Raw genomic sequence first — 11882 nt, forward strand, 5'->3', positions numbered from 1 at the left:
CGCGCTTTTGACAGTGATTATTTAAAGTCTGAAGCCCCACTTATGACAAGGTATCGTTAACTCACCACACACTTCATCGCCCGGACACTCTCCGCAGTTAATTAACTTCAAACGCACTGGGAAGTTACCCACTCCCCACACTGTTTATTTATAAGTTGTGAACATTGCATGATTACTTGCGTTCGGAAATCCGACGGTTCCAACTCGGTTTTCCGAACAGCCTTTACTGTACTCATGGGTATACGGCCAGAGCCCTTGAATTCAGCGGGCCTGACCTCGCTCCCGTTCTGAACCGCACTATTAAACGCACAGCAAAGGTTTGCGCATCGCAGTCAGATTGAATATAGGATCCAAATATTTATCCTGGAAGCGGCACCTGTAATCGCGGACAGCGATACCCTGAACGTTCCGCTGCGGATGTTTCAAGTTGTGTCTTACGCGGCAACTGGCCACGCTGTATCAGCGCTCTTACAGAACGCACGATAAGTTCGGTGAAATTTTCGTTAATTGACGGCGTGAATATGTCTGCACCCACTCACTCCAGCGGACTGGCGCCCGAATCGAGGCGATCGGCGGGTGTATCCGCGCCGACACAGAGCGGGTCCATTACGGCCATTAAAGGGCCTGTGACGGACAAGCCCGCGGTCCAGGCTTCCTGTCAGGGCCGAACGATGCCTGACGCCGTGGCGCTGCTGACGGCCAGTGCCTCATTACCGGGCATCACATCGTCGGCCATTTTGCCGAGGGTGGCCGAAAGCTGCTCGAACTGATCCCGAGGCACCAGCAGCCGGGAGGGTCCGTCGCCGGTCTTTTTGCGCAGAAATGCCGGATTGAGGTTTAACAGCACTGACCGATCAATGCCGGCGCTGATGGCGAGCCGCTCCAGGTCAACCGGCCGCGCCAGCTCCAGCACGGTGAAATACGGTGCGTTGGCCACCGGGCTGAGCTTCACACCATAGGTCTGCGGTTCGCGCACCAGCAGCGACAACGCCAGCAGGCGCGGCACGTAATCCTGGGTTTCTTTGGGCAGGTTCAAGTGCCAGTAATCGGTGGGCAGGCCCCGGCGTTGATTCGCGTCGATCGCACGGCTCACTGTGCCCTCTCCCGCGTTGTAAGCCGCCATTGCCAACAGCCAGTCCCCGCCGAACTGGCTGTGCAGACGCGTCAGGTAATCCATCGCCGCTTTGCTGGACGCCACCACGTCACGGCGCCCGTCGTACCAGGCGGTCTGGCGCAGGTCGAAATCGCGCCCGGTAGCGGCCATGAACTGCCACAGCCCCGCCGCGTCACGGATCGAATTGGCTTTGGGGTTGTAGGCGCTTTCGATGATCGGCAACAAGGCCAGCTCCGCCGGCATTGCGCGCTGGTCGAGGGTTTCGACGATGAAGTGCAAATACGGGCTGGCCCGCTGGCTGGCGTTGCGGATGAAACCGGCATTGCCCAGCAGCCAGTCGCGCTGCCGGACGATTCGCTCATTGACGCCGTTGTCGTCGGCCAGGCGGAAATCCTGCCCGATCCGCTGCCAGATATCACTGCCGTCGTATGCCTGCGCCTGCCGCACATACGTGACCGGTTCAACGTTGCGATTGAGGCCCGCCACAAGACGCGGCGTACGTTCAGTGCTCATCTGGGGTGGGCCATAGGATTGGCAGCCCGCGCACAACATCGCAACAGTCAGTGAAGCGATGCGCATCGGTCGAACGATACGCACCGCGCCCGGATAAGGGCGGAAGGCAGGCGGCATTGGGGGTCATCCTGAGAGGTTTATGCTGTGTGGCACCGGCGCTCGAATGGTTCCAGCGAGCCCTTGCCCCAACACCCTCCCCCGGCCCCCTTATAAAGGAAGCCGATCCGTCACGAGTGCATCACCTTGTCGTGATCGCGAACGCTGTATTTCACCACGCCCCAGATCAGCAGCTCGTCACCTTCCATGACATAACGCGGCGGGTATTTGCTGTTTTCCGACTTGAGGATGACTTCGTTGCCACGCATGTGCAGCCGCTTGCAGACCGGCTCGGTGTTCAGCGCGGCAATGACGATGTCACCATGCTCGGCATACAGGCTACGGTCGACGATCACCAGATCGCCGCAATAGATGCCGGCGCCCTGCATGCTGTCGCCCTCTATCTTCACCAGATAGACGTGGGGCGCGCGGATGTCGAACAGCTCGTCCAGCGAGATGTGACGCTCGATATGGTCGGCCGCTGGCGAAGGGAAACCCGCAGGCACCTGAAATGCGTAAAGGGGAAACCGTTCGCCCGCGGCCGACAACCGGCCAAGGATGGTGACACTCATGAGACTGACCTTGTGTTTGTTAACTGTACGTATATACAGTTAACGTTCTCAGCCGCGCGCGGTCAATCTGGTAAGCGGGAAAATTCGACGGGTGACACATGTGCGGACGCTACTCGATCTACGAACCTATGGATCATTACCTCAAGACCCTTGCGCCGGAACAGCTGGTCATCAACGGCTACGACCTCTGGCCCATCGAGCGTTACAACGTGGCGCCGACCACGCGCGTCGAAATCATCCGGCCGGTGGCTGATGGCCTCAGCGTCGACAAGGTGCGCTGGGGATGGTCGCCCTACTGGGCGAAAGGCAAACGGCCGGACCCGATAAACGCTCGCGTCGAGACCGTGATGACCGGCAGGTTCTTCAAAGACCTGTGGCCGAACGGTCGCGCGCTGGCCCCGGCCAACGGCTGGTACGAATGGGTGAAAGACCCGAATGATTCGAAGCGTAAGCAGCCCTGGTTTATCCACCTGAAAGACCAGGGCCCCATGTTCTTCGCGGCGTTGGGACAGGTCCGGCCCGGGCTTGAGCCAGACGACCGCGACGGTTTCGTCATCATCACGGCAGCAAGCGATGCCGGCATGCTCGACATCCACGACCGGCGCCCGCTGGTGTTGACACCCGAGCTTGCCCGGGAATGGGTCGACCCGCAGACGCCGGCCTCCCGCCTTGAGCAAATCGCTCAGGACGGGTGCCGGCCCGTCAGCGATTTTGTCTGGCACGCCGTGGGCAAGGATGTCGGGAACGTACGCAACGAGGGGGCGCAGCTGATCGAGCCCGTGGGTGGGCCCGATCAGTTTGCGTCAAACGACGAAGAGGCGGTTTGATCACAGCTTGGCATGATCAAACCCGTTCGAGGGGCGCAGGTCAGAGCGTCCACTTCACCGAGAACATCAGGTTGCGCGGATCGCCATAAACGCCGGTGCCGGAAGCGGTCGGAATACCCTGCCAGTAGCGCTTGTCGAACAGGTTGTTGACGTTGACGCGGCCGTCCCAGTGCTCGTTGAGCTTGTAGCCGGCCATCAGACCCACCACGCCGTAAGCGTCCTGATCCGCCTGGCCTTCGCCGACGCGGTTGAAGGTCTTGCTCTGGGCCAGCACGTCGGCCCCCACTCGCCATTTATGCAGTTCGCCCGGCAAGGTGTAGCTGGTCGCGGCCTTGAACAGGTGCTTGGGCTGTTCAGGCGCAAACAGTTTGCCTTCGTTGCTCTTGGTGCCGTCCTCGACAAACTGGCTCAACACGTAGGTGTAAGACGCCGAGAACTGCCAGTCCGGCGTCAGCGCGCCGCTCAGCTCGGTGTCGATCCCGCGGCTGCGTACTTTGCCCGCCGCGCCGTAGCAGCTGGAAGCCGGGAAGCTCGGGCAATTGGTGGTGTTCTGGTCCTGCAGCAGATAGGCGCGGTTTTCCTGCTCCATTTCAAACAATGCCACCGACGCATTCAGCGCGCCGTCGAAGTATTCGCCCTTCAGGCCAAGCTCGTAGTTTTTGCCGGTCATCGGCTGAAGGACGGACTGCGACGCATCCATCTCGCTCTGCGGCTTGAAGATTTCGGTGTAGCTGGCATAGGCCGAGTACGTTTCGTTCAGGTCATAGATGACGCCGGCATAAGGCGTGACCTCGCGGACCACTTTGTAGTCGCCGTCGCCCACGCGGTTGTCGTAGTCGTACCAACTGACCCGGCTGCCAAGGATCACGTGCAGTGGATCAATCGGGTTGAAACGCGCCGCGGCGTAGACGCCTTTTTCGGTGGCGGCGTTGCGGGTTTCGTACAAGGAGGTGTCTACGTCAGGCTTGGGCAGTGAATGGGTCGGGTTGTAGAGGTCGATCGGCGTGCCGTCGGTCCAGCCGCCCCACTGATGAAACTTCTCCTGCCGATGGCTCACGCCCACGACCAGTTCATGCTCGCGGCCGAACAGCTGGAACGGGCCGGTCAGGGACGCATCCAGGTTGGTCTGATCATCATCGTCGCGGTATTTGCCATGGTACTGCTGGAAGCCCAGGCCATCGTAGTTGCCGATGTAACTGGAGAACGTGTCCGCCTCGGCCCAGATCTTCTGACCCGCCAGCTTGGCCGACCAGCCGTTGTCGAAGCGGTGTGTCACGTCGGTGAAGAACATGATGTTGTCTTTGTTCCAGTACGACCAGTCGTTGCTGAGGAACGTCGAGCGCTTGAGGTGCAGGTCTTCGCCGTTCGGACCGCTCGGCAGACCGCCCCAGTCGGAGGTGTTGTCGTCGCGCTGTTTGGAGGCGCCGACCGTCCAGGTGGTGGCGTCATTCAGGTCAGCTTCGAGGATGCCGTAAAAAGTCTGGCGCTGATTCTTGCGGATGTCGGAGAAGCTTTTGTCGTCTTCGTACGCCGCGACCACACGACCGCGGACGGTGCCGGAGTCGTTGAGCTTGTTCGAAGCGTCGATTTCGGTGCGGTACCGGTCCCAACTGCCAGCGCTGGTGGTGACGCTTACCTGCGGCACTGCCGTGGGGCGCTTGCGCACCAGGTTCAGGGTGGCCGCCGGGCTGCCCGCGCCGGTCATGAGTCCCGTCGCGCCGCGCACCACTTCGACACGGTCATACATGGCCAGGTCGGCGCCGGAAATCACGTCCTGGGTGTAGGTGCTGATGCTGCTCGGCAGACCGTCGTACATGATGTTGTCGATCTTGAAACCGCGCGCCAGAAACTCCTGACGGTCCGAGGCGGTCCGGTGCAACGTCACGCCCGGCGCGTATTTCACCACGTCGTTCAGGTCGTTCATGCCCTGATCGTCCATGCGCTGACGCGTAATCACACTGACTGATTGCGGCGTCTCGCGGATCGACAGTGGCAGTTTTGTTGCCGTGTTCATGGAACCCGTTGTGTACGAGCCCGTACTCTCCGTTGTCGCCTGCCCGGCGATGCCGTAATCGGCGTTGATGCTCAAGCCTTCCAGCGCTACCGCGCCTTGGCTTGCGGCAGCCTGAGCGGACTGGGCCTGAACAACCTGCGCCGAGTTGCCGCTGACATTGCCTGTCAGGCCGCTGCCAGCCAGCAATTGTTGCAGCGCTTGCGCCGGTTCAAGCTCGCCCCGAACAGTCGGCGCCTGTTTGCCCGCCACCGTTTGCGGATCGAACACCACGCGTAACCCGCTGGCACTGCCCAGCTGGGTGAGGGATGTGGCCAGTGGCTGAGCCGGCAGATCGAGCCGTACCGGTGCCGCAAATGAATGGCTGGAAAAACCAAGCGCAACAAGCGCAGTCAAGGCGGGCAAAGCAGGACGTAACATCGGGTGCTTCCTGGAAGGGGCTAAGGCTCTGGTCCGGGGGCCGGCGCTCCATTCGGGCAGCGGTCCGCAGGCGTACAGCCGTGAGGACGCCGATCGTAACAAGATTTGTTCAGGATATGAATGCAAAGCGTTATCAATTGGTAAGACTTCTGATTCAGTTTTAACATTTTGAAACGCTTTAGTTCGCGATAGGCGCCGCCGGGCGGCGAAGGCGAGCTGAGCAAGGGTTTGAGGGGAGTATTTGGGAGAGTTTTCTGAAAGGGGCGGCTGGTGCGGCGCATCAGACCAAGTCAATCACCGAACGGCGAATGACCATTTCCTTCTGCCTGAATCGTTGTTGCAGAAGGCTTTTGTACGCCGACCACCATGCGCGGTCATTGTCCTCGACCATGACTTCATAGATGACCAAGTGATCCTGCTCGGCGTCGCTGCCCTCCTGCGCCCACAACCCCGTCGCTGGCGCTCGGGCATATATCGTGAGGCCGCCAAAACGCTCCACCAGTTCGTCCCGTGTCGCATGGAACAACTCGGCAGCGAATCGGGTGCCGCCGGGCTCGTACAAAGGCAGGAACAATTCGAATACGTTCATCGGCCCACTTCCCCATCGATGGCTGCCGGGCAGCGACTCCATGCGAGCAGGAGCTGTGGGTGAATCACTGTCTCCTCCATCAGGATCGAACAGCGCTTCAACCCTCCCCTGCCCTCTGGCCGCACGCAGCCGTTCGGCTCCGTTACTTCTTGTCGACCATTTGCTTGATTGTCCCGGTAGGAATGTCGACCAGAACATATTTGTTCTTGATCTCAACCCATTGCTGATTCTTCTCCGGGGCACTCAAGTGGCGTTTCTGCCAGTCCTTGAGCGCCAGCGAGTCGCGCTGGTATTGATCAGGGACGTTGTCGCCTTCCTTGATTTCCTTAACACCTGCCCCTGGCCGGTCCAGAGTAACGCTCGGTTCCTCGGCGGCAAAACCATGGCTGCTCAGTGCACACAGCGCAACGAAGGTCAGGTGGCAAAAGGATTTCTTGCTGATCATGGAACGTCTCCTTGGGTAAAGCGGCGAGCGCCGCTGTCGGTCAGGCCGTCAAGCCTCCTCCTTCATCGACCGACACAACGCCCAAAGTTTCCATCGTTTTGCGAACCGTCCGCTGTGCGCGATTAGGCCGCCGCCGGTTTCCGGCTGCCAAAAAGCTTGGGGCCAAGCAGGTTGACCACCAAGCCGAGCATTACAAGCAGACCGCCGGCGCACTGCAGGACGCTCAGCCGCTCGCCCAGCACGAGCGCGGAGGAGCTCAGGCCAACCACCGGAACGAGCAATGAAAACGGCGCAATTTTGCCCGCGGGGTAGCGCGACAGCAATTTGCTCCAGTTGATGTAGCCAAAAAGCGTGGCGATGAACGCCAGATACGCCAGCGCCAATACCGACGTCCAGCCCAGGTTGCGCATCGAGTGCTCGATCAGGTCAGGGCCCTCCAGCCACAACGACATGGCCAGAAACGGCAGCGGCGGCACGATCGCTCCCCACACCACCAGGGCGACCAGATCGACGTTTCCGAACCGCCGCGTGATGACATTGCCCAGCGCCCACATCGACGCCGCACACAACACCAGCAGCACCGCCACCAGCGGAGTCGCCGCGCCGGTGCCCACGCCGATGAGGGTCAGCCCGGCAGCGGCGATAAGCAGGCCGACGACGCTAAAGACGCGGAGTTTTTCACCGATAAAAATGGCCGCGAACAGCAACGTGAAAAACGCCTGGGCTTGAAGCAGCAACGAGGCCAACCCCGGCGGCATGCCGTGCGCCATGCTTTCAAACAGGAACGCGAACTGCCCGAAGGAAATCGTCGATCCGTAGGCGATCAGCCAGAACCACGGCAGTTGCGGACGGCGAATGAAGAAGACCGCGGGGATGGCGACCAACGTGAACCTCAACGCGCCCAGCAGCATGGGCGGCAAGCCATCAAGTCCGTATTTGATAACGATGAAATTCAAGCCCCATGCGACGATGACAAGCAGTGCCAGACACAAATCCTTTAACGGCATGGTGTTCCTTAAGAAGGCGGTTCCAGGGGCCCATCGGGCGCACTAATGCGGCGAAGTGTGCATCAGCGGACGGCAGCGCTCAACTGCGCGGTAGGGCGCTGGACGTTGAAGCGGTGGCGGTTGAAAGGGGGCCACGCGGATCGGCATCGTCTGCATTGGCGCGCTCGCACGGAATCTGCTCAGGGACTTCCAGCCTTATTGCCGTGGTCGTTGTTACCCCTTGCGGCTTTGCCGCGCAGGCCGTCAGGCAAAGGCTGAGCAGCCCAATCACGAAGCGGTTTGCTGTTGCGCTGAGGTCGTTGCGGCCATGATAGCCCCTTGGCAGAGCGGATTCGACGGGACGAGCCCGACCTGCGCCCAAAGTCAGGGGTGATTTTTCAGGCATTGTCGACATTGACAGTCCGCCCTTGCGGACTCGGCATATGAAAAGCCCCAGCAGATGCCGAGGCGCGTATAAAGTCTAAAAGTGGCATCGTGGGATGATGTTAAAACCGCCTTGCTTTGATGGCCCCGCTTCATGGAGGAATTCGCTTGAAGATGACCAGCTGCGTAGCAATCACTCGGGCCCATTCAATGATCGAGGTAATCCGTCAAAGCATTGCGCCTGGGCTTGCCGAACGAATGTTTTTCATTGCGCAAATGTGATGCGCGAAAGATGAGCTCAGCCCACCGGCCATCGATACGATCACCCGGATGATTGTGAGCCAGGGTCAGGTACCCTATAGTGGCTAATTACTATCAATCAGGACATATCATGTTGCCCTCGCAGTCAGACGCCCGCTACCACACGGGTAAGGTGGAGAGCGTATTCGTATCGGTTGGCGAGGCATGGCGTGTAGAACGCTTCATTGACGAATATCTTGAATTACGAGGGTATCAACTCATCGAGAGCAATCGTCTCCTGCTAGCCCAGCAACTCGAAGCAGCCCCAGGCCGTCCTCCGTACAGAATCGAAAGCCTCGTCTCGTGGCTGGACGAGAAATACAAACACTCTCGCCGTGCGCTTGCACCGAAGCTAGCACCTTAGCACGGGGCAAAGACACCGCGAGCGACATCCAGTTATCTGGCCAAGAGCGGAGTTTGCTAGGCTCAACCGCGACAGCCCAATCGTCGGTGATGCAGTAAGACTTCGTCTGGCCAGGCATTGCATCTCGCATCAATGCGAACATGGGCGAAGCATAGCCAGGTACCCCCGCTCCATCAGTTCTCCATCGTCCCCACTGCCCAAGCAGGTACTCGGCAATCCCCAACGGACGATGGAAAATGTCTGACCAGCGTGCCATTCTGGTTTCGCCGCCACGAGTGCCGTGGCACAGCATCATCAGTGCCAATGGCCTTGCCGGGTTGGCTTACGAACAGGCCGGCCAGCATGGGAACCACCTCCGCCAGTAGCCGCCACGCAACCGGGCAGCCTCGAGCATGATCCGCGCATTCGTGAGGTCCACGAACCTCATCACGGCCATCGGGTTTATCGATCAGGGCCAGCATAGAGGCCTGCAGGAACTCGACCACCAGCAACACGAACAACCGGCGCACGTACGGCAGCGACAGTTCTTGCTGGCATGGCGCTATCAGCTCCCTGTCCAGCACGGCGGCAGTCAGGTCCCACAGCAGCACGTGCTCCAGCCTGGGCTTCAGACGGCACTTGATGGCTGGCTTGGCGCCGACCTTGCGCTTGGCCGAAAGCGAACGATCAAGGCTCATGCGCTCGCCGTATCAGTCGATCAGCCGTCCGCACGTAGCGAGCTGCCCCACCGCGTCAGCTTCATGGCCGCCATGCCTGTGGCGGTGCACGCCGTAAGGCAACTGTGACCTGTGCTTTCTACGAATTCCGCAAACGCCGCGACCTTGCCGCTAAACAGTAACCCCGCCGCCAGGCCGACCCATCTTGCCCTATTGCCTGCTGCGTATGCGGCGTGGAATTCTGCTGGGTTCAAGACCCGCGATTTATCCCCCTGCGCCCACCTCAACTACAGGGCTTTTTGACCTGCTTTGGAACACGGGGTCTTTTCTGATGTAACGGAGCCAGGCCCCGAACGCAGCCTGCTGGCGACGATGCGCTGTCTGCCACTGCCTACCGCCAAAGGAAGTCTTGTCGATCAACATCAGCTCTGCGGTGGCTTGGTTGAGCTCATTCAGCAGGTCCTCGCTGTTTTCCGAGTGGATATCTGAAGCAAGCATATTTTTGCTCGTGACGAAGGGATAACTACGACCCTCTCTTCGCTGTTTCATTGCAATTGGCCATAATCGCCTGACCAGCGGTCGCCATCTGCCCCCATACGAGGGCTGTCCCCTCTCCCCATCTATCCATGTGCCTACCGGTGTACGGCATGCGAGGAGTTCCTATGTCTGTAACTCAACGATTTCACCACGTCGCCATCGATGCGCTGGTGCGGATGAGGGACCACCTTTATCCGGGTGCCAAGCTGTGCCTGGCTGTGTACGCCGAGTGCAAGCCAGATCTAGACGTCACGCTCAAGGCCAACGGCATCAGCGTGGATGAGGTTGTCCACACTCTCCGGCGCGCGGGCCTGAGGATCGACGGCGACAACACCTACAAGCGTGACCTGTGCCACCTGATCGCCGGGGACATCGCTCTCGTGTACCAGGGCAACAACCAGCTCCAGAGCATCACTGGGTAAACCGCTTCCGGAATCTGGGCCCGGCGGAAGGCGTCATTCGCAAATAGCTGACGGCGGCGCGGAAGCAGAACCGGGAAACCTCCGCGCGTGCCAGGCCACCATCCATTACGCCGGCGGCTTCGACCCGTCGTACGTGAACGACGCCTAGGCGGCGATGAGAGCTGCCGAAGATCAGGCGAAGTACCCACCACCAAACCCCGCATAGGCCCCGCAAGGAGGTAGCCAATATGGGTTCAGAAATCCTTCGAATGAGGAGCTCGCCGAAATTACCGGCTATAAGGCCATGGCCTACCAGCGTCGGTGGCTGGATGATTGCAAGTGGCTATACGCCGAGAGCCGCGCAAAGCGACCACTTGTTGGCCGGCAGTACGCCCGTACGAAGTTGGGCATGCTCTCGCCTGGCATTGTCGACCCAAACCCGCCGCCAGCCCGCCCGGTGCGGACGCTAAATTTCTCCTGAGTAAGCTGATATGCGCCACGCAACACAGAGAATTGGGACTTGCTACCGGGTGTAGTGCGCCGCAAGCGCCTGCGCAAAAACCGCAAGGTGTGGATTGGGTACTACTAACGGGATTCAACTAGGAAGGAGATCCCGCTCGGCAGTGACTTGGACCGGGCCCGGTGAAATGGGCAGAGCTCGAAGCAAAGGTGAAGCCGGCGGACCTGAAGGTAATGAACGCAATTTTCGACCGGTATGACCGAGAGACCATTCAAAAAAGGCGCCGCGCACCCAGGTGGATAACCGAGCGGAGCTGAAACAGCTCCGCCCGCTCTTCGATGAAGCGCCGATAGATTCAATCACGCTGTGGATGATTGCTGGATACCGGAATGCCCGGACGCAAAGGTCCGCGCCAACAGCGAGATCGCGCTGTTGGTGCACTTCTTCAACATGGCGTGCGCATGGGGCCTAACTGGGAGGAAGAACCGTGCCAAGGCATCCGAGAGAAGGTTGATCCGGGAGATCACGGAGCGGAACGTGCACCACCCGTCCAAGTACCTGCTGATCAGCAAGCACGGGAAACGAATGACAAAGGGGATGCTGCGTTTGAGGTGGGACAAAGCCCGGGAGAAAGCGCAGCAAAAGGCTATCAAGGACGGCGACCCGATGCTGGCAGCGAAGATAGGGGGATTTCTGTTCCGGGACATCAGGCCAAAGGCCGGGTCGGAGATTGTCGATATCGGCGGTGCCAGCCTGCTGCTGGGACACACCAAACAGGAGATCACCAAACGCGTTTACAGGCGCGTCGGCGTGACGGCAGAGCCGTAAAAATAGGGGAAGTTTCGGAAACAGTCCCCTGAAAGTCTCGGAACCCCTCCAAAAACGACCAAATGCAGCGCATCGTCACCCAAACCCCGGAAACGAAAAAGCCCCGCAGATGCGAGGCTTTTTCTCTGTATTTGGCGGGGAACTAGGGATTCGAACCCTAGAAACGCTATTAACGTTCGCCGGTTTTCAAGACCGGTGCATTCAACCACTCTGCCAATTCCCCGAAGCATCTGCACCCGAAGGTTTTATGTGCCCTCCGTCGCTTTGCGGGCGCCATAATACCGTAATGAAACAAGCTGTCAAACTCTGTGGCTAGCGCGCTGCGTCGCCTCTGTTATGATCTTTGCAACTTGAGGTTTCAAACCCTTTGTTTTCACTA

At 59.6% G+C, this 11882-nt stretch carries 10 protein-coding genes, 1 tRNA gene and 2 pseudogenes; 4 read left to right on the top strand and 9 right to left on the bottom strand.

The window, feature by feature from the left end; genetic code table 11:
• Positions 1 to 724: 724 nt before the first annotated feature.
• Positions 725 to 1744, bottom strand: a pseudogene (locus VF672_RS10265) (transglycosylase SLT domain-containing protein); the annotation flags it as partial.
• Positions 1745 to 1854: 110 nt separating this feature from the next.
• Positions 1855 to 2295 carry a LexA family protein gene (locus VF672_RS10270; RefSeq protein ID WP_122625290.1) on the bottom strand — a complete coding sequence of 147 codons (441 nt, stop codon included), beginning with the start codon at positions 2293 to 2295 and terminating at the stop codon, positions 1855 to 1857.
• Between the two features lie 98 nt (positions 2296 to 2393).
• Here VF672_RS10270 and VF672_RS10275 point away from each other — a divergent pair, with 98 nt between their 5' ends.
• Positions 2394 to 3122 carry an SOS response-associated peptidase family protein gene (locus tag VF672_RS10275; protein WP_331104320.1) on the top strand — a complete coding sequence of 243 codons (729 nt, stop codon included), beginning with the start codon at positions 2394 to 2396 and terminating at the stop codon, positions 3120 to 3122.
• Positions 3123 to 3162: 40 nt separating this feature from the next.
• On the opposite strand, the gene VF672_RS10280 is transcribed toward VF672_RS10275, so the two are convergent.
• From VF672_RS10280 to VF672_RS10305, 6 genes are all read right to left on the bottom strand, one after another.
• Positions 3163 to 5553 (bottom strand): TonB-dependent siderophore receptor, encoded by a 2391-nt coding sequence (locus VF672_RS10280; protein WP_331104322.1) that lies wholly within the window; start codon positions 5551 to 5553, stop codon positions 3163 to 3165.
• A gap of 280 nt (positions 5554 to 5833) precedes the next feature.
• Positions 5834 to 6142, bottom strand: a complete 309-nt coding sequence (locus VF672_RS10285) for a hypothetical protein (RefSeq protein ID WP_331104324.1) — start codon at positions 6140 to 6142, stop codon at positions 5834 to 5836.
• Positions 6143 to 6284: 142 nt separating this feature from the next.
• A complete protein-coding gene (locus tag VF672_RS10290) occupies positions 6285 to 6587 on the bottom strand; it encodes an RcnB family protein (protein ID WP_331104326.1) in 303 nt (100 codons plus the stop codon).
• A gap of 122 nt (positions 6588 to 6709) precedes the next feature.
• Positions 6710 to 7594: an EamA family transporter gene (locus VF672_RS10295; protein WP_331104328.1), complete on the bottom strand. Its 885-nt coding sequence runs from the start codon at positions 7592 to 7594 to the stop codon at positions 6710 to 6712.
• Between the two features lie 1200 nt (positions 7595 to 8794).
• The gene (locus VF672_RS10300) at positions 8795 to 9298 is read right to left on the bottom strand and encodes a hypothetical protein (RefSeq protein WP_331104330.1); all 504 of its coding nucleotides are present in this window, start codon (positions 9296 to 9298) and stop codon (positions 8795 to 8797) included.
• Positions 9299 to 9541: 243 nt separating this feature from the next.
• The gene (locus tag VF672_RS10305; protein WP_331104332.1) at positions 9542 to 9775 is read right to left on the bottom strand and encodes a hypothetical protein; all 234 of its coding nucleotides are present in this window, start codon (positions 9773 to 9775) and stop codon (positions 9542 to 9544) included.
• A 164-nt stretch (positions 9776 to 9939) separates the two neighbouring features.
• Here VF672_RS10305 and VF672_RS10310 point away from each other — a divergent pair, with 164 nt between their 5' ends.
• The 3 genes and pseudogenes from VF672_RS10310 to VF672_RS24575 all read left to right on the top strand — a co-directional run bounded on the left by VF672_RS10310 (position 9940) and on the right by VF672_RS24575 (position 11503).
• Positions 9940 to 10236, top strand: a complete 297-nt coding sequence (locus VF672_RS10310) for a hypothetical protein (RefSeq protein ID WP_331104334.1) — start codon at positions 9940 to 9942, stop codon at positions 10234 to 10236.
• Positions 10237 to 10480: 244 nt separating this feature from the next.
• Positions 10481 to 10696: pseudogene (locus tag VF672_RS10315) on the top strand (DUF4224 domain-containing protein); the annotation flags it as partial.
• 516 nt (positions 10697 to 11212) lie between these two features.
• Complete coding sequence (locus VF672_RS24575; protein WP_414705590.1) at positions 11213 to 11503, top strand: hypothetical protein; 291 nt, start codon at positions 11213 to 11215, stop codon at positions 11501 to 11503.
• A 132-nt stretch (positions 11504 to 11635) separates the two neighbouring features.
• Here the strand turns inward: VF672_RS24575 and VF672_RS10325 are convergent.
• Positions 11636 to 11726: transfer RNA gene (locus VF672_RS10325), tRNA-Ser, on the bottom strand.
• Positions 11727 to 11882: the final 156 nt, after the last annotated feature.

This window comes from Pseudomonas sp. (genome assembly GCF_036387035.1).
Lineage (GTDB): Bacteria > Pseudomonadota > Gammaproteobacteria > Pseudomonadales > Pseudomonadaceae > Aquipseudomonas.

Coding starts and splice junctions, on each gene's coding strand:
- VF672_RS10280 (WP_331104322.1), bottom strand. CDS start 5,553: ATGTTACGTCCTGCTTTGCCCGCCTTGACTGCGCTTGTTGCGCTTGGT.
- VF672_RS10310 (WP_331104334.1), top strand. CDS start 9,940: ATGTCTGTAACTCAACGATTTCACCACGTCGCCATCGATGCGCTGGTG.
- VF672_RS10305 (WP_331104332.1), bottom strand. CDS start 9,775: ATGCTTGCTTCAGATATCCACTCGGAAAACAGCGAGGACCTGCTGAAT.
- VF672_RS10285 (WP_331104324.1), bottom strand. CDS start 6,142: ATGAACGTATTCGAATTGTTCCTGCCTTTGTACGAGCCCGGCGGCACC.
- VF672_RS10295 (WP_331104328.1), bottom strand. CDS start 7,594: ATGCCGTTAAAGGATTTGTGTCTGGCACTGCTTGTCATCGTCGCATGG.
- VF672_RS10275 (WP_331104320.1), top strand. CDS start 2,394: ATGTGCGGACGCTACTCGATCTACGAACCTATGGATCATTACCTCAAG.
- VF672_RS10270 (WP_122625290.1), bottom strand. CDS start 2,295: ATGAGTGTCACCATCCTTGGCCGGTTGTCGGCCGCGGGCGAACGGTTT.
- VF672_RS10290 (WP_331104326.1), bottom strand. CDS start 6,587: ATGATCAGCAAGAAATCCTTTTGCCACCTGACCTTCGTTGCGCTGTGT.
- VF672_RS10300 (WP_331104330.1), bottom strand. CDS start 9,298: ATGAGCCTTGATCGTTCGCTTTCGGCCAAGCGCAAGGTCGGCGCCAAG.